At 68.6% G+C, this 16340-nt stretch carries 16 protein-coding genes; 13 read left to right on the top strand and 3 right to left on the bottom strand.

Annotation, left to right across the window (positions count from 1 at the left end):
* Window positions 1–1398: long-chain fatty acid--CoA ligase (locus VLG41_RS16310; RefSeq protein WP_325350448.1), on the top strand; the 1398-nt coding region annotated here is incomplete at its 5' end.
* On the opposite strand, the gene VLG41_RS16305 is transcribed toward VLG41_RS16310, so the two are convergent.
* Window positions 1340–2005 (bottom strand): TetR/AcrR family transcriptional regulator, encoded by a 666-nt coding sequence (locus tag VLG41_RS16305; RefSeq protein ID WP_325350447.1) that lies wholly within the window; start codon window positions 2003–2005, stop codon window positions 1340–1342. The genes VLG41_RS16310 and VLG41_RS16305 overlap by 59 nt on opposite strands.
* Window positions 2006–2099: 94 nt before the next feature.
* On the opposite strand from VLG41_RS16305, the gene VLG41_RS16300 reads away from it, so the two are divergent.
* From VLG41_RS16300 to VLG41_RS16270, 7 genes are all read left to right on the top strand, one after another.
* Window positions 2100–3365, top strand: a complete 1266-nt coding sequence (locus tag VLG41_RS16300) for an NAD(P)/FAD-dependent oxidoreductase (protein ID WP_325350446.1) — start codon at window positions 2100–2102, stop codon at window positions 3363–3365.
* 130 nt (window positions 3366–3495) lie between these two features.
* Entirely contained in the window at window positions 3496–4326 is an 831-nt protein-coding gene (locus VLG41_RS16295; RefSeq protein ID WP_325350445.1) for an ABC transporter ATP-binding protein, read from the top strand.
* Entirely contained in the window at window positions 4323–5114 is a 792-nt protein-coding gene (locus tag VLG41_RS16290; protein WP_325350444.1) for an ABC transporter ATP-binding protein, read from the top strand. Before VLG41_RS16295 ends, VLG41_RS16290 begins: the two co-directional genes overlap by 4 nt.
* Window positions 5107–6972, top strand: coding sequence for an AMP-dependent synthetase/ligase (locus tag VLG41_RS16285; RefSeq protein ID WP_325350443.1), 1866 nt, complete (start codon window positions 5107–5109; stop codon window positions 6970–6972). Before VLG41_RS16290 ends, VLG41_RS16285 begins: the two co-directional genes overlap by 8 nt.
* Entirely contained in the window at window positions 6969–7841 is an 873-nt protein-coding gene (locus VLG41_RS16280) for a branched-chain amino acid ABC transporter permease (protein WP_325350442.1), read from the top strand. The genes VLG41_RS16285 and VLG41_RS16280 overlap by 4 nt, the downstream gene beginning before the upstream one ends.
* Window position 7842: 1 nt before the next feature.
* On the top strand, window positions 7843–8889 hold the full coding sequence (locus tag VLG41_RS16275) for a branched-chain amino acid ABC transporter permease (RefSeq protein WP_325350441.1): 1047 nt from the start codon (window positions 7843–7845) through the stop codon (window positions 8887–8889).
* Window positions 8890–8938: 49 nt separating this feature from the next.
* Window positions 8939–10093, top strand: a complete 1155-nt coding sequence (locus VLG41_RS16270) for an ABC transporter substrate-binding protein (protein WP_325350440.1) — start codon at window positions 8939–8941, stop codon at window positions 10091–10093.
* 349 nt (window positions 10094–10442) lie between these two features.
* On the opposite strand, the gene VLG41_RS16265 is transcribed toward VLG41_RS16270, so the two are convergent.
* Window positions 10443–11036 (bottom strand): TetR/AcrR family transcriptional regulator, encoded by a 594-nt coding sequence (locus tag VLG41_RS16265; RefSeq protein WP_325350439.1) that lies wholly within the window; start codon window positions 11034–11036, stop codon window positions 10443–10445.
* 152 nt (window positions 11037–11188) lie between these two features.
* Between VLG41_RS16265 and VLG41_RS16260 the strand changes: the two genes are divergently transcribed.
* The 4 genes from VLG41_RS16260 to VLG41_RS16245 are packed head-to-tail and all read left to right on the top strand — an operon-like array spanning window position 11189 to window position 14929.
* Window positions 11189–12352 (top strand): acyl-CoA dehydrogenase family protein, encoded by a 1164-nt coding sequence (locus VLG41_RS16260; RefSeq protein ID WP_325350438.1) that lies wholly within the window; start codon window positions 11189–11191, stop codon window positions 12350–12352.
* 5 nt (window positions 12353–12357) lie between these two features.
* A complete protein-coding gene (locus VLG41_RS16255) occupies window positions 12358–13527 on the top strand; it encodes a CaiB/BaiF CoA-transferase family protein (RefSeq protein ID WP_325350437.1) in 1170 nt (389 codons plus the stop codon).
* Complete coding sequence (locus VLG41_RS16250) at window positions 13524–14063, top strand: DUF2889 domain-containing protein (RefSeq protein WP_325350436.1); 540 nt, start codon at window positions 13524–13526, stop codon at window positions 14061–14063. Before VLG41_RS16255 ends, VLG41_RS16250 begins: the two co-directional genes overlap by 4 nt.
* A gap of 56 nt (window positions 14064–14119) precedes the next feature.
* Window positions 14120–14929 (top strand): enoyl-CoA hydratase-related protein, encoded by an 810-nt coding sequence (locus VLG41_RS16245; protein WP_325350435.1) that lies wholly within the window; start codon window positions 14120–14122, stop codon window positions 14927–14929.
* 28 nt (window positions 14930–14957) lie between these two features.
* Here VLG41_RS16245 and VLG41_RS16240 read toward each other — a convergent pair whose 3' ends face one another.
* Entirely contained in the window at window positions 14958–15956 is a 999-nt protein-coding gene (locus VLG41_RS16240) for a sodium-dependent bicarbonate transport family permease (protein WP_325350434.1), read from the bottom strand.
* An 86-nt stretch (window positions 15957–16042) separates the two neighbouring features.
* Between VLG41_RS16240 and VLG41_RS16235 the strand changes: the two genes are divergently transcribed.
* Window positions 16043–16340, top strand: a 298-nt coding sequence (locus VLG41_RS16235; RefSeq protein ID WP_325350433.1) for a LysR family transcriptional regulator, incomplete at its 3' end; no start/stop codon positions are given.

Raw genomic sequence — 16340 nt, 5'->3', positions numbered from 1 at the left:
CGCCTGGCGGTGCTGGCCTTCAACAGCGACAACTACATCGAGCTCTTCTTCGCCGCCGCCTGGGCGAACCTGGTCATCGTGCCGCTGAACACGCGCTGGGCCATCCCCGAGAACGTCTACAGCCTGAAGGACGCCGGCTGCGCTGGCCTGGTGGTGGACGACGGCTTCGCTGCGCAGGTGCCCGAGCTGCTCAAGGGTCACCCCATGTCGCACGTGGTGCACATGGGCGATCGGCCCGCGCCGGCCGGCATGCACGGCCATGAGGCGCTGATCGCGCAATCGGCGCCCATGGCCGACGAGTGCGGCCGCGACGACGATCTCTGCGGCATCTACTACACGGGTGGCACCACTGGCCACCCCAAGGGCGTGATGCTCTCGCACAAGAACTTCATCGCCGCGTCGATCAACTGGATCGCGACCTTGCATTTTTCCGATCAGACCCGCTACATGCACTCGGCGGGCCTGTTCCACCTGGCCGGCGCGTCGCCGGCCTTCGCGCTCACGCTGGCCGGTGGCACGCACGTGTGCCTGCCCAAGTTCGACGCCGTGCTGGCCTTCGAGGCGATCCAGACCCACCGGGTCAATTACGTGCTGTTCGTGCCGACCATGATCAACATGATGTTGAACCACCCGGACTTCGACCGCTACGACCTCTCGAGCGTGCGCTACTGCGAGTACGGCGCTTCGCCCATCCCCGACGCCGTGCTGGCCGCCGCCATCGACAAGCTGCCGAGCTGGGAGTTCATCCAGGGCTACGGCATGACCGAGACCGCCGCGTTGACGGTGAGCCTGCCCTGGCGCTACCACTTCGATGGCGAGCACGGCCCGCACAAGCGGCACGCCGCCGGTCGCGCGGCCTATGGCGTGGACGTGAAGATCGTGGACCCCGATGGGAACGAGGTGCCGCGCGGTACGCCGGGCGAGATCGCGGTGCGTGGCGCGCAGGTGATGCTGGGCTACTGGAACAAGCCCGAGGCCACGGCCGCGGCCATCCGCAACGGCTGGATGCACACCGGCGACGGCGCCTGGATGGACGAGGACGGCTTCATCACCATCGTCGACCGCGTAAAGGACATGATCATCAGCGGCGGCGAGAACATCTACTCGCGCGAGGTGGAGAACGCGGTGCACGCGCACCCGGCGGTGCGCGAGTGCGCGGTGATCGGCGTGCCGGACGAGAAGTGGGGCGAGGCGGTGATGGCCGTCGTCGCTTTGAAGGACGGTCAGCGCGTGAGCGAGCAGGAGATCATCGATCACTGCCACACGCTGATCGCCAACTACAAATGCCCGCGCCGGGTGGAGTTCCGCGAGGCGCTGCCGCTGTCGGGGGCGGGGAAGATCATGAAGAACGTGCTGCGGGAGCCTTACTGGAAGGGGAAGGGGCGGGCGGTGAACTGAGCGCGGCCAGCGCGTCCCCGGCCTTGAACCCATGCACGAACAGGTGCGAGATGCGAGCCGCCAACTCCTTCGGCCCGATGTCCCCCGAGGGCCGGTACCAGCTGAAGGTCCAGATCATCATGCCGAAGAGCAACAGCGCGTAGGGCTTGCGCACCCGCGCCGTTTCCATCAGGCCCGGGTTGATTTCCTCCAGCAAGCCGTTGAGCAGCTCCGTCATGCTGCTCTCCAGCGAACGGATCGTCTTCAGCTCCGCGCGCGGCAGGTACTTCAGGTCGTTCATCAGGATGATGTGCTCGTCGCGCTCGCGCGCCGCGCCCTGCATGAAGCTCTCCACGAACTGCTGGAAACGCGCCTCCGCCGGCAAAGGCTGCTCCACGATGCGCACCAGCTCCTCCGCCTGCCGCGTGATGTGGTCGTGCACGATGGCGTAGAGCAAGTCCTCCTTGCTCGGGAAGTAGTGGTAGATGTGCGACTTGGACGTGCCGCAGGCCTTGGCCACGTCCTGCATGGTGGCCTGGTCGAAGCCCTTGCGCGCGATCAACGCGGCGGCCTTGTCCAGGATCGTGGCCTTCTTGTCCTCGTAGTCGTCCGCCCTGGTCCTCGTCATCGTTTTCTCCTTGCGTTCAAGTTCGAAGCTGTTTATATTTAGACCGACGTGACGGACTATATATTGACCTGGATCAAACTTTCTCAGGGTAAGCATGGAGACTTCGAACCCCCACCTGCTGATCGTCGGCGCGGGCCACGCGGGCAGCGAGCTCGCGGTCTCGGCGCGCCAGAACGGCTGGGCCGGGCGCATCACGCTGCTGGGTGACGAGCCGGCGCTGCCCTACCACCGCCCGCCCTTGTCCAAGGCCTGGCTGGCGGGCCAGGTCGATGAAGACGGCCTGTTGCTGCGCCCGCGCAGTGCCTACGAAACGGCCCGCGTGGAACTGGTGAGCGGCGCACGCATGGCGTCCATCGACCGCGCGAACCGGCGCATCGCGCTGGCCGATGGCACATCGATGGCCTACGACAAGCTCGCGCTGTGCACGGGTGGGCGCCCCCGGCCTTTGTCCTGCGCCGGTCTGGCACCGGGTGCGCGCCCGCGCAACCTGCACCACCTGCGCACCATCGCCGACGCCGAGGGCATCCGCGCGCAACTGACCCCCGGTGCGCGCGTGCTCATCATCGGTGGCGGCTACGTGGGCCTGGAGGTCGCGGCCTCCGCGCGTGCCCTGGGCGCCGAGGTCACGCTGCTGGAGCTGCAAGACCGCGTGCTCGCGCGCGTCGCGGGTCCCGAGGTCTCGGCCTTCTACGAACGCGTGCACCGCGCGGCCGGGGTGGACCTGCGCACCGGCGCCGAAGTGTCCTCGGTCGAGGTGGACGGCGACGCGATCCGCGCCGTGGTCTGCCGCGACGGCACGCGCCTGCCGGTGGATCTGGTGGTCGCGGGCCTGGGCATGCTGGTCAACGTGGAGGCCGCGCGCGCCGCGGGCATCGCGCAAGAGGGTGGCATCCCCGTCGACGAACTCTCGCGCACGCGCGATCCGCACATCGTGGCCGCCGGCGACTGCACCTTGCAGTTCAACAGCCTCTACGGCCGCGAGCTGCGCATCGAATCGGTGCCGAACGCGCTGGAGCAGGCGCGCGCGGCCGGCTCGTGGCTGGGCGGCAAGCCCAAACCCAACCGCGCGGTGCCCTGGTTCTGGTCGGACCAGTACGGGCTCAAGCTGCAGATGGCAGGCCTGTCGCAAGGGCACGACCGCTGCGTGCTGCGCGGCGATCCGGTCACACAGTCCTTCAGCGCCTTCTACCTGGCCGGCGATCGCCTGCTGGCCATGGACGCCATCAACCGGCCCGCCGATTTCATGCTGGCCAAGCGCGCGCTGGCGCAGGTTTGCGCCGTGGACGTGGAGCGCCTGGCCGACGAAGCCGTGCCCTTGAAAGAGCTGCTGCAAAGCGCACCGGTGGCGCCCGCCATCTAGGGAAATCCCCAGGGAATCGATGGGAACGAAGCACCATAATCCGCCTCAATTAAAGACCGACGCGACGGACTAATTATTAAGAAGTGGCCACCAACGCGCAGCGATGCGCGGCGGCGGAGCAGAGACATCCATGACACCCACCATCGCCACCAGCGCGGCGCCACCGCCCGCGCTGGCCATCCACAACATCCAGGTCGTCTACGGCGGCGCCATCGAGGCCGTGCGCGACGTGTCGCTCGAGGTGCGCCCGGGCCAGATCGTGGCCCTGCTGGGCTCCAACGGCGCGGGCAAGTCCACCGTGCTCAAGGCCGTCTCGGGCGTGCTCGACGCCGAAGACGGCGTCATCGAGAAGGGCAGCATCCTGCTCAACGGCCGCGCCGTGGAGAAAGATCCCGCGCCGGCCATCGTGCGCCAGGGCATGGTGCAAGTGCCGGAGGGCCGGCGCCTGTTCCAGACGCTCACGGTCGAGGAGAACCTGATCACCGGCGCGCACCTGCAGAGCGCTGCGAAGCTGGCGCAGGCGCGCGACTTCGTCTTCAGCCTGTTTCCGCGCCTGGCCACGATGCGCCAGACCATCGCCGGCTACCTCTCGGGCGGCGAGCAGCAGATGGTGGCCATCGGCCGCGCGCTGATGAGCCAGCCAAAGATCCTCGCGCTCGATGAGCCCTCGCTGGGCCTGGCGCCGCTGGTGGTGAGCGAGATCTTCCGCTGCATCCAGACCCTGCGCGAGACCACGGGCCTGACCATCCTGCTGGTCGAGCAGAACGCCAGCCGCGCGCTGGCCATCGCCGACTACGCCTACATCATGGAAAACGGCCGCGTGGTGATGGACGGCACCAGCGAGCAGCTGCGCCGCAACGCCGACGTGCGCGAGTTCTACCTGGGCCTGAGCTCGCAGCCCGGGCGCACCAGCATGAAAGACGTGAAGCACTACAAGCGCCGCAAGAGGTGGCTGTCATGAGCGCCGCGCAACAGACCCCTGTGCTCGAAGCCACGCGCCTCTCCAAGCGCTTCGGCGGCGTCAAGGCCGTCAATGACGTGAGCTTGAAGGTCATGCCGGGAGAGATCGTGAGCCTCATCGGTCCCAACGGCGCCGGCAAGACCACCACCTTCAACCTGGTGAGCGGCGTGCTGCCGCCCAGCGACGGCGCGATCCGCTTCCAGGGCCGCGACACCGCCGGCCTCAAGTCGCACCAGTTCGCGCGTCTGGGCATCGGCCGCACCTTCCAGAACCTGGCGCTGTTCCGCCACGGCACGGTGGTGGAGAACCTGCTGGTGGGCCGGCACATCCACTTCCGCTACCCGGTGTGGGAATCGCTGCTGCACTGGGGTCGCTCGCGCCGCGAGGAAATCGCCGCGCGCGAGCAGGTCGAGCGGGTCATCGAGTTCCTGGAGATCGAGGAACTGCGCGACAAGCCGGTGAGCCAGCTCGCCTACGGCCAGCAAAAGCGCGTGGAACTGGGCCGTGCCCTGGCCTGCGAGCCCAGCCTGCTGCTGCTCGACGAGATCGTGGCGGGCATGAACCGGGAAGAGAAGGAAGACATCGCGCGCTTCACGCTAGACATCCGCGACGAGTTCGGCATCGCGGTGCTCATGATCGAACACGACATGCAGGTGGTGATGGACTTGTCCGACCGCGTCTACGTGCTGGACTTCGGCTGCCTGATCGCCGAAGGCACGCCGGCCGAGGTGGCCGCCAACCCCGCCGTGCTGGCGGCCTACCTGGGCGAGGAGGGTGCCCATGCTTGAGCACGACACCCTGCTGCGCGGCGAAGGCACGCTGCCCGGCCTGCTGCGCCACCGCGCGAGCGAGCGCGGCAACCAGGTGGCCCTGCGCGAAAAGGTGCAAGGCATCTGGCGTGGCCGCACCTGGGCCGACTACTACCGCGACGCGCGCCGCACCGCGCTGGGTCTGATGAAGCTCGGCCTGCAGCGCGGCGACCGCATCGTCATCGCGGCCGAGGACATTCCCGAGTGGTTCTACGCCGACCTGGGCGCCCAGATGCTGGGCGTGCAGGTGGTGGGCATCTACCCGACCAACCCCTGGGCCGAGGTGCTCTACATCGCGGGCCACTGCCAGGCCAAGGTGGCCATCACCGGCGACCAGGAGCAGACCGACAAGGTGCTCGACGCGATGAAGGAGGGCGCGGGCCTGCCGCACCTGCGGCACATCTTCTGCGTCGACATGAAGGGCCTGCGCCGCTACGCCCCGGGACTGCCGCACAGCTTCGAGCACCTGATGGCGCTGGGCGACCAGCTCGCGCAGGAAGACCCGCTGGCCGAGCAGCGCCTGGACCACAGCATCGATTCGCTCGTGCCCGACGACGTGAACATCCTCGTCTACACCTCGGGCACCACCGGCCCGCCCAAGGGCGCGATGCTCACGCACCGCAACTTCATCTTCGCCGCCTATTCCTATGCCGCCGCGCGCGACATGGTGGGCAAGCGCTTCGAGTCGGTCTGCTACCTGCCGCTGTGCCACGTGGCCGAGCGCGGCTATTCCACGGTGTTGCACCTGCTCACCGGTGGCACGGTGAATTTCGCCGAGTCCATCGACACCGTGTCGGCCAACATCCGCGAGATCGCGCCCACCTTCTTCCTGGGGGTGCCGCGCATCTGGGAGAAGCTGCAGCAGCACTTCGAGTTCCGCATGAAAGACAGCGGGCGCGTGCAGCGCTGGCTGTACCGCGTGGGCATGAGGCGCGGGCGCGCGCTGTCGGACCGGCGCGCCGAACACGGGCGCCTGGTGAATCTCGGTGATCGGATCGAGTTCGGCCTCTGGTACGCCCTGCTGTTTCGCAACATGCAGCGCCACATGGGCCTGAACCGCACGCACACCCGCATGTGCGGCGGCGCCTCGGTCTCGCCCGAGACGCTGAAGTTCTTCGACATCATCGGCCTGCCCGTGGGCCAGGGCTACGGCCTCACCGAGGCCGGCGGCCTGGCCTTCGTGCAGGTGCCGGGCCGGCCCTTCGTCTCCGGCAGTTGCGGGCCCGCGATGCCGGGCGTGGAGTGGAAGCTGGGCGAGGACGGCGAGGTCTTCGTGCGCTCGCCCGGTGTGTTCCAGGGCTACCTGTTCGACGACAAGGGCACCAAGGACATCCTGGCCGCCGACGGCTGGCTGGCCAGCGGCGACATCGTCGAGGTGCGCGCGCAAGACGAGATCGCCGTGGTCGACCGCAAGAAGGCCATCATCATCACCAGCGGCGGCAAGAACATCGCGCCTTCGGAGATCGAGAACGCGCTCAAGGACAGCCCCTTCGTGCGCGAGGCCATCGTCGTCGGCGAGGGCCGCAAGTTCCTCGGCGGCCTGATCCAGATCGACTTCGACAGCGTGGGCCGCTGGGCCGCCGAGCGCGACCTGCAATACACCACCTTCAAGTCGCTCACGCAGATGGACGAGGTGAACCAACTCATCCAGCAGGTGGTGGACGAGGTGAACTCGAAGTTCGCCCGTGTCGAGAACATCCGCAGGTTCGTGCTCCTGGAAAAGGAGCTGGACCACGACGACGGCGAGCTCACGGCCACGCAGAAGGTGCGCCGCGGCCTCATCAACAAGAAGTTCGCGCGCGAGCTCGAACAGATCTACGGCGGCGGTGCTGCATGAACTACTTCATCGAACTGGTCGTCTCCGGGCTGGCCATCGGCGCGATCTATGGCCTGGTGGCCATGAGCTTCGCCGTCATCTTCAAGGCCACCGGCATCGTCAACTTCGCCCAGGGCGAGATGGGCATGCTCACCGCGTACGCGTCCTGGTCCATCGCCACCGCGCTGGGCACCGACGCGGTCTCCACCATCCTGGTCTCGGTGGCCGTGGGCGCGGCGCTGGGCCTGGTCTGCGAGCGCCTGATCATGCGACCCATGCTCGGCGAGCCCGTGCTCTCCGTGGTGCTGGTGACCGTGGGCCTGGCCGTGGTGCTGCGCGCCCTGGTCACGCTGATCTGGGGCGCCGCGCCGCACAAGTTCGCGGTCGAAGGCGCCGACACCATCGTGGACCTGGGCGGCATCGGCCTGCGCGCGGGGCAGATCACGGTGATCGTGGTGCTGCTCATCGCCATCGCGGGCTTCTGGTTCTTCCTGCGCCACAGCCGCTTCGGCGTGGCCATGCGCGCCGTGGCGTCCGACGAGAAGACCGCGCGGCTCATGGGTGTGTCCACCGCGCGCGTGCAGGCCGTGGCCTGGGCCTCGGCCTCGGGCCTGGCGGGCCTGGCCGGCGCCTTCTTCGCGGTCATCTACGGCCTGGCGCCCACCATCCACGAGATCGGCCTCAAGGCCTTCCCCGCCACCGTGCTGGGCGGCTTCGACTCGGTGCTGGGCTCGGCCTTCAGCGGTCTGTTCATCGGCGTGCTGGAAAACCTGGTGGGCGGCTACCTGCCCAGCACGCTCAAGGAGATCGCGGGCTTCCTGCTGATCCTGGTGGTGCTCATGGTGCGGCCCTTCGGGCTGTTCGGCGAAAAGCGGATCGAGAGGGTTTGAGATGCGCAGCGGTTTCTTCAAGCAAGGCTATGGCGAGCTGGTGGTCCTGACGGACTCGCCCGCGGTGAAGGGGTGGACGGCGGCGCTGCTGATCGTGATGGCGCTCGCGCCCTTCGTGCTCGGCAACTTCCTGCTCTCGCACCTCACCATCATCCTGTTCACCACCGTGGGCGCGCTGGGTCTGATGGTGCTGACCGGCTTCACCGGCCTCATCTCTCTGGGCCACGTGGGCTTCCTCATGCTGGGCGGCTACGCCTACGCCATCGCGGTCACGCGCTGGGGCCTGCCGCCGGAGATCGCGCTGCTGCTGTCGGCCGTGCTGCCGGCGCTGTTCGGGCTCATCGTGGGCATTCCCTCACTGCGCCTGCACGGCCTGTACCTGGCCATCACCACGCTGGCCTTCGCGCACATCGTCAGCGCGGGCATCCTGGCCGGTGGCGAGCTCACCGGCGGCGGCAGCGGCATCATGGTCGAGCGGCCCGTGGTGCTGGGCATGGACCTCTCCAGCGACCGCGCCTTCTACTGGTTCTGCCTGGGCGTGTGCGCGCTGGCCGTGCTGCTGGTGCTCAACCTGCGCCGCTCCTACGTGGGCCGCGCCCTGGTGGCCGTGCGCGACAACGACATCGCCGCGCGCACCATGGGCATCAGCCTGGTGCACTACAAGCTGCTGGCCTTCCTCATCAGCGCCGCGCTCACCGGCCTGGCCGGCGGGCTCATGGCCATCTACATGAGCTTCGTCTCGGTTGAGGGTTACCCCTTCCTGCTCAGCATCGAGGCCCTGGCCATCGTCATCGTGGGCGGCATCGGCTCGGTGCTGGGCGCGGTGCTCGGCACGGTCTTCATCGTCACACTGCCCGAGGTCTTCGCCAGCCTCATGTCCTTCCTCGGCGGGCGCCTGGCCGAGACCATGACCACCAGCGCGCACGAGGTCAAGACCATCCTCTATGGCGTCGCGATCATCGCCTTCCTGCGCTTCGACCCGCGCGGCCTGCGCGGCATCTGGCACGACCTGCGCCACACCTGGGTGCACTGGCCTTTGCGCTACTGATTCCCCCCGACGGCTTCGGCCACCGATCCACCCACAGGAGACAGACAGCATGAACAAGAGACTCACCGCCCTTGCCCTCGGCCTGCTGGCCGCCGGCGTCACCTTCCAGGCCGCTGCGCAGCAGGGCGTCAGCGACACCGAGATCGTGATCGGCGACATCCTGCCGCTCACCGGCCCGCCCGCGCTGCTGGGCGTGGCGCACAACCTCGGCGTGAAGGCCGCCGTGGCCGAGGCCAACGCGGCCGGCGGCATCAATGGCCGCAAACTGCGCCTGATCTCGGAAGACGATGGTTACGTGCCCTCGCGCACCATCCAGGGCGTTCGCAAGCTCATCAACAGCGACAAGATCTTCGCTTTCACCTCCATCTCGGGCACCGCGCAGGCGCAGGCCGCCATGCCGCTGATCAAGCAGACCGGCATCCCGGCGATGGCGCCGATCACCACCTACGAAGGCCTGTACCAGCCCACCATCAAGAACGTGTTCGCGGTGGGTTACGACATGCGCGAAGCGGTCTACGAGCTGGTGTCGAAGATGGCCGAGCGCTACCCGAACAAGAAGTGGGCCGTGATCTCGCAGGACGACGACTACGGCCAGAACGTGCGCGACGGTTTCGAGCGCGCGGCCAAGGAGAAGAAGCTGCAGGTCGTCTCCAGCCAGATCTTCAAGAAGGGCCAGTCGGACTTCTCCTCGGAGATCCTGAAGGTCAAGCAGGCGGGCGCCGAGGCGCTGATGGCCGGTGGCGTGCTGGGCGAGAACGTGACCATGACGAAGGAGCTGGAGCGCATCGGCCACAAGATCCCCGTGGGCGTGACCTATGTGTCGCGCGTGCCGGCCAGCGCCAAGATGATGGGCACGGCGGGCGAGAACGTGTACACGGTGGACTACGTGTACCTGGAGAGCTCGCCCGAGGCGAAGGGCTTCATGGGCAAGCTGGAGCAGCACCTCTCGGCCGAGGAGCGCGCGCGGGTGAACCGCTACACCTTCACGGGTTATTCGGCGGCGCGGGCGCTGTTCGCGGCGATGGACAAGTGCGGCAAGGCGCTGACCTGGGACTGCACGAACGCGGAGCTGGCCAAGCTGAAGAACCTGGAGACGGGGGCGATGACGCCGATCAGCTTCGCGGCGGATGACCACCTGGCGGCGCCGAAGCTCTTTTTGCTGAAGGCGGATCCGGCGGCGACCACCTACAAACTGGTGCAGTGAGGGCCTGGGTCTTTTCTGCAAAGGGGCTTATGGGTCCCTTTTCTTTTTCGTCGCCGGCTGAAGCGGTTGGCGGCGACCGGTGTCCGGCTCCGCGACTGTCCCCCGGATCAGAGCGCTGGCGCGCTCCGATCCTCCTCCTTTATGTCGCTGCGCCGGACACCGGTCACCACCAACCTGTAGGCGCGCGAACGGGAGGCTGCTGAACCGTCACTTCAGCTCGCGGGTGATGGGTGCTTCACGCAGGGACATAAAGGAGGAGGACCGGCGGCAGCCGGTCCGGGGGACAGTCCCGGAGTGGAGCGCCCATCGGCCGCGAGCGTGCGCGAGGTGCAACGAGAGAAATCCCCAGTCAAGCCTTCTCAGCCAGAAACCCCTTGAGGAACAACCGAGAGAGCCGATCGCAAAGCTCCTGGGGCTTCACCTCCCCCGAGGGCTTGTACCAGAAGTCCGTCCAGTTCAGCATGCCCAGCAGCATCATGGTGTAGGGCTTGTACACCGGCTCCGGCAGGTCCGGGTTGAGTTCGTGCAGCAGCCGCGCCACCAGTTCGGTCAATTGGCGCTGCAGGTTGATCAGCGGCGTCTGCTTCGCCTTGGGCAGGAACTTCACGTCGTTCATGGCCACCATGTGCCGCCGCCGCGACTGCGCCGACTTCTGCGTGTAGGCCTCCACCACCATCTGCAGCCGCTCGCGCCCGCTGGCCTTGCTCGCCAGCGCCTCTTCCATCGCGCCGATCAGCCGCTGCAGGTGCTCCTGCAGCATCGCGAACAGCAGGTCGTCCTTGGTCGGGAAGTAGTGGTACAGCATCGACTTCGTCGCGCCGCAGGCTTTGGCCACGTCCTGCATCTTGGCCGCCGGGTAGCCCTCCTTGGCGAAGATGGCCGCCGCCGCGTCCATGATGGCCTGGGCCTTGGTTTCGTAGTCGTCGGAACGGATGCGCGGCATGTGTTCTCTCCTCGAGGCGGGGCTTCTCAGGGCGGCGGAAGTGTAGCAAGCCACCTTGCAGGCCTTGCCCTTCGCTCATAAAATAAACCGACACGCCGGACTATGAATGACAACCGCCCGGCCTTCCTTGATCCGCATCAACGCCGCTGCACATGACCGAATTCGAATTCCTCGAGCCCGACTTCCTCGATGAGGACCTGCGCATGGTGCGCGACCAGGTGCGCCGCTTTTCGAAGGAGCGCATCGTGCCCTTCGCCGACGCCTGGGAGGCCTCCGGCGAGATCCCGCGCTCGCTGTTCCAGGAACTGGGTGAACTCGGCTTCCTGGGCATGCGCCACCCGGTGGACTATGGCGGCGGCGGCCTGGGCGCGCTGGCCTCGGTGGTGCTGGGCGAAGAGCTCGCGCGTTCGGGCTACGGCGGCGTGGCCTCGGCGCTCACGGTGCACAGCGACATGTCGATCAGCCACATCGCGCACCGCGGCTCGCACGAGCAGAAGCAGAAGTACCTGCCCGAGGCCTGTGCGGGCCGCAAGGTGGGCGCGGTCTGCGTGACCGAGCCCGGCGCCGGCTCCGACGTGGCCGGCCTGCGCACACGCGCCGAGCGCACGGCCGATGGCGGCTGGCTCATCAACGGTTCCAAGACCTTCATCACCAACGGCGTGCACGGTGACATCTACATCGTGGCCGCGCGCACCGACCCCGAGGCCAAGGGCAGCCGCGGCATCTCGCTGTTCATCGTGGAGAAGGACAACCCGGGCCTGAAAATCACGCGCCAGTTCGAGAAGCACGGCTGGCGCTCGTCCGACACGGCCGAGCTGTTCTTCGACGACCTGAAGTTGCCCGCCGATGGCCTGCTGGGCGAGGAGGGCAAGGGCTTCTACTACATCGTCAGCACCTTCCAGAACGAGCGCCTGGTGGTGGGCGCGCTGGTCTCGGGCACTTGCGCGCGCGCCATCGAACTCACGGTGGACTACGTGCGCCAGCGCCAGGCCTTCGGCAAGTCGCTGTGGGACCAGCAGGTGGTGCGCAACAAGCTGGCGTGGATGGCGTCCAAGGCCGCGGCCGTGCGCGCGCTCACCTACCAGTGCGCGCAGATGATCGACGAGGGCAAGGACACCGTGCGCGAGGTCTCCATGCTCAAGGCCTTCGGCGCCGAGACCCTGCAGGAGGTGGTGCACACCTGCCTGCAACTGCACGGGGGCACGGGCTTCATCATCGGCACGCCGGTGGAGCGCATGGCGCGCGACGCACGCATCCTCACCATCGGCGGCGGCGCCACCGAGGTGATGCTCGAAGAAGTCGCCAAGCGCATGTGACCGTCATGCCCGGACCGCTTGCCCACCTCACCGTCATCGAACTCGCGGGCATCGGCCCGGGGCCCTTCGCCTGCATGCTGCTGGCCGACCTGGGGGCTACCGTCATCCGGGTGGACCGCCTGCCCGGCCCGCCCTCGCGCGGCGGCCTGGAGGACCTCATGCGCAACGACAGCGTCGTGGACCGGGGCCGACGTTCCATCGCGGTGAACATGAAGGACCCGCGCGGCGTCGAGGCGGTGCTCAAGCTGGTCGACGGCGCCGACGTGCTGATCGAAGGCTTTCGCCCCGGCGTGGCCGAGAAGCTGGGCCTGGGGCCCGAAGCCTGCCACGCGCGCAACCCGCGCCTGGTTTACGGCCGCATGACGGGATGGGGCCAGAGCGGGCCGCTCGCGCAGGCGGCTGGCCACGACCTCAACTACATCGCGCTCAGCGGCGCGCTGCACGCCATGGGTCCGGCCGACCGCCCGCCCGCGCCGCCGCTCAACCTGGTGGGCGACTACGGCGGCGGCGGCATGCTGCTGGTGGTGGGTGTGCTGGCCGCGCACGCCGAAGCGCAGCGGTCCGGCCAGGGCCAGGTGGTGGATGCCGCCATGACCGATGGCGCGGCGCTGCTGATGGCGGCGCAGTACGGGCTGATGGCCAAGGGCTTCTGGCAGGACCGGCGCGAGAGCAACTTCCTCGACGGTGCGGCCCACTTCTATGGCACCTACGAATGCGCCGACGGCCGCTTCGTCTCCATCGGCGCCATCGAGCCGCAGTTCTACCGGCAACTGCTGGCGCTGTGTGGCATCGACGACCCGGGCTTCCAGAAGCAGTGGGACGCGGGCGAATGGCCGATGCTGCGCAGCCAGCTCGAGGCCCTGTTCCGCACCCGCACGCGCGACGGCTGGTGCGCGCTGCTCGAAGGCACCGATGTGTGCTTCGCGCCCGTGCTGTCGATGAAAGAGGCGCCGGCCCATCCGCACAACCTGGCGCGCGGCACCTTCGCGCCGGCCGACGGCGGCGTGCAGCCCGCGCCCGCGCCGCGCTTCGACCGAACGCCGACGCAACTGCCGCCGCGCGCGCCCGTCGTGGGCGCCGACACGCGCGCGCTGCTGGCGCAGGCGGGTTACGCCGCCACCGACATCGACGCCCTGTGCGCGGCCGGCGTGGTGCACGCGGTGGAGGTTCAATGAACGACCGCCGCCCGCTGCACCTGCGCCGCATCCACTGCGAGGCCTTCGAGCGCCCGGACGGCCTGATCGATCTCGACGGCCTGCTCATTGACACCAAACCCGTGCCGTTGCAGCTCGTCAACCGCGAGGTGCCGGCGGGTGAGGCCATCCATCAGATGCGCGTGCGCCTGACCATCGACCGCGAGCGTTTCATCGTCGATGCTCGCGCGTCCAGCGACCACACGCCCTACCCGGAATGTCGCGAGGTCGAGGCCGCCTACCGCCAGCTCGTGGGCCTGCGCATCGAACCGGGCTTCACCATGGTGGTGAAGCGCCTGTTTCGCGGCACGGCCGGCTGCACCCACATGACCGAGCTGCTGCCCACCCTGGCCAGCGCCGCCTTCCAGGTGCTGTGGGCCGACGGCAACTTCGGCGGTGCCGACGAGGCCGGCAACCCCGCCCGCACCACGCCGCTGGGCGGCTGCCACGCGCTGCGCCTGGACGGCGCAGTGGTGCGCACCTACTTCAGCGAACACGCGCGGGAGCCGAACGCATGAGCGCCACCCGGCCGCCCGAAGGCGCTCGCGCCGCTGCCGCAGACGCAGGCACCCCTTTGCATCCTGCCGTCCTGTTCGAGCAGCGCGAGGGCATCGCCACGCTCACGCTCAACGAAGGCGATCGCCTCAACCCCTTGACGCCCGCGCTGCAGCAGGGCGTGCTGGACGCGCTGCGCCGCGTGCGCGACGACAAGTCCATTCGCGCGCTCATCCTCACCGCCACCGGTCGCGCCTTCTGCGTCGGCGCCGACCTGGCCGATTTCAGCGAGCGCGCCAAGGACCCCTCGCGCGGCTCGCTGGGCACGCAGGTGGGGCATATGCTGGACGAGACCGGCAACCCCATGGTCGCGGAGCTGCGCTCGCTGCCGGTGCCCGTGGTGTGCGCGGTCAATGGCGTGGCCGCGGGCGGCGGCGTGGGCCTGGCCCTGGCGGCCGACGTGGTGGTCGCCGCGCGCTCGGCCTACTTCTACCTGCCCTTCGTGCCCGCCCTGGGCGCCGTGCCCGACATGGGCGCGAGCTGGGCCGTGCCGCGCGCCGTGGGCCGGGCGCGCGCGCTGGGCCTGGCCCTGCTGGGCGAGAAGCTGGGCGCGTCGCGCGCCGCCGACTGGGGCCTGGTCTGGGCCTGCGTGGACGACGCGGTGCTGGCCGAAGAAGCGCTGGCCCTGGCCACGCGCCTGGCCGCCATGCCCACCCACGCCGTTGCCGAAGCACGCGCACTCTTCGCGGCGAGCGAGCGCAACAACCTGGCGCAGCAACTCGCGCTGGAGCGCGAGCGCCAGGCCGAACTGATCGACGGCGAGGCTTTCGCCGAGGGCATGCGGGCCTTCATCGAGCGGCGGCCACCGGTGTTCCGCGGGCGGGGTTGAGCGCCGGTCAGCGCGCGCCAATGCGCCCTCAGAGCGCGCCGGCCATCCAGGTGTAGAGCGGGATGCCGAGCAGGATGTTGAACGGAAAGGTCAGGCCCAGCGACAGGCCCAGGTAGAGCGAGGGGCTGGCCTCGGGCACGGCGTGCCGCAGCACCGCTGGCACCACGATGTAGGAAGCGCTCGCGCTCAGGACCATCAGCAGGGCCGTGTCGGCGGGGGACATGCCCAGCAGCCGGGCCAGACCCAGGGCGATCAGGGCGTGCGCCAGCGGTGCCAGCACCGCATAGGCCAAGAGCACCGGCGAGGCGCGCCGCGCGTCGCCGACGTTGCGCGCCACCAGCAGGCCCATGTCCAGCAGGAAGAAGGCCAGCAGGCCCCTGAACAGGTCGCCCGCAAAGGGCTGCATCACGGCCTTGCCGGCTTCGCCGCTGAGGCAGCCCACCACGAGCGAGCCCAGCAGCAGGAACTGCGCACCGCCGGTGAAGGACTCCCGCAGGATGCCACCCAGCGACGCACCACCGCCCACCGGCATGCCCGACAGCGCGGCCTGCCCGGCGCCCACCACCCGCACAGGTCGCGCGGCCTGGCGCGCCGCATTGGCCAGCAGCACGGCCATCAGGATGGCCGGCGTCTCCATCAGCACCATGGCCACCGTCATGTGGGCGCCGGGCATCAGGCCCAGGTTCTCCAGGTACTGCGTGGCCGCGACGAAGCTCACCGCGCTGACCGAGCCATAGGCCGCGGCGACGGCCGCGGCATCGAAGCGCGAGACGTGCCGCCGCAGGAAGGCATAGCCCAGCGCGGGCACCAGGAAGGCCATGAACAGGGCGGCGCCCAGGCCGCTGAGCATCGCGGGCGACAGACCGGACTCGGCGAGCGCGAAGCCCCCCTTGAGGCCCAGCGCCATCAGCAGATACAGCGACAGAAACTTGCCGATGGCGGGCGGGATCTCCAGGTCGGAGCGCAGGGCGCCGGCGAACACACCGAAGACGAAGAAAAGGATGGCAGGGTCAAGCAGGCTGGTCATGGACGCTCCAGATTCGAGCCGATGCTAGGCAAATCGGGGCGTTCCGTAAAATCGATTTGTTCATCGGAACATATAGAGAAAAACCTATGAATGTGAGCTTCCGGCAGTTGCGCCTGTTTCTTGCGCTGCAGGAGACCGGCAGCGTGAGCGGGGCCGCGCGGGCCCTGCACGTGACCCAGCCCACCGCTTCCATGCAGCTGCGCGAGATCGCCGACAGCGTGGGGCTGCCGCTGTACGAAGTGATCGGCCGCAAGGTACACCTCACGCCCGCCGGACTCGAGCTGGCGCAGACCGCGCGCGCGATGCTGCGCGAATGGGAGAGCTTCGAGCAGCAGGCGGCGGCCGCCAAGGGCCTGGCGCGCGGCCACCTGAAGGTCTCGGTGG

Origin of the sequence: Hydrogenophaga sp., from assembly GCF_035481345.1 — a bacterium.
In the GTDB taxonomy this organism is placed as follows: domain Bacteria; phylum Pseudomonadota; class Gammaproteobacteria; order Burkholderiales; family Burkholderiaceae_C; genus Hydrogenophaga.
Note: the sequence above shows the minus strand (reverse complement) of the source record. Positions and strands in the feature narration are given on the sequence as shown.

Coding starts and splice junctions, on each gene's coding strand:
- VLG41_RS16305 (WP_325350447.1), bottom strand. CDS start 2,005: ATGACGAGGACCAGGGCGGACGACTACGAGGACAAGAAGGCCACGATC.
- VLG41_RS16300 (WP_325350446.1), top strand. CDS start 2,100: ATGGAGACTTCGAACCCCCACCTGCTGATCGTCGGCGCGGGCCACGCG.
- VLG41_RS16295 (WP_325350445.1), top strand. CDS start 3,496: ATGACACCCACCATCGCCACCAGCGCGGCGCCACCGCCCGCGCTGGCC.
- VLG41_RS16290 (WP_325350444.1), top strand. CDS start 4,323: ATGAGCGCCGCGCAACAGACCCCTGTGCTCGAAGCCACGCGCCTCTCC.
- VLG41_RS16285 (WP_325350443.1), top strand. CDS start 5,107: ATGCTTGAGCACGACACCCTGCTGCGCGGCGAAGGCACGCTGCCCGGC.
- VLG41_RS16280 (WP_325350442.1), top strand. CDS start 6,969: ATGAACTACTTCATCGAACTGGTCGTCTCCGGGCTGGCCATCGGCGCG.
- VLG41_RS16275 (WP_325350441.1), top strand. CDS start 7,843: ATGCGCAGCGGTTTCTTCAAGCAAGGCTATGGCGAGCTGGTGGTCCTG.
- VLG41_RS16270 (WP_325350440.1), top strand. CDS start 8,939: ATGAACAAGAGACTCACCGCCCTTGCCCTCGGCCTGCTGGCCGCCGGC.
- VLG41_RS16265 (WP_325350439.1), bottom strand. CDS start 11,036: ATGCCGCGCATCCGTTCCGACGACTACGAAACCAAGGCCCAGGCCATC.
- VLG41_RS16260 (WP_325350438.1), top strand. CDS start 11,189: ATGACCGAATTCGAATTCCTCGAGCCCGACTTCCTCGATGAGGACCTG.
- VLG41_RS16255 (WP_325350437.1), top strand. CDS start 12,358: ATGCCCGGACCGCTTGCCCACCTCACCGTCATCGAACTCGCGGGCATC.
- VLG41_RS16250 (WP_325350436.1), top strand. CDS start 13,524: ATGAACGACCGCCGCCCGCTGCACCTGCGCCGCATCCACTGCGAGGCC.
- VLG41_RS16240 (WP_325350434.1), bottom strand. CDS start 15,956: ATGACCAGCCTGCTTGACCCTGCCATCCTTTTCTTCGTCTTCGGTGTG.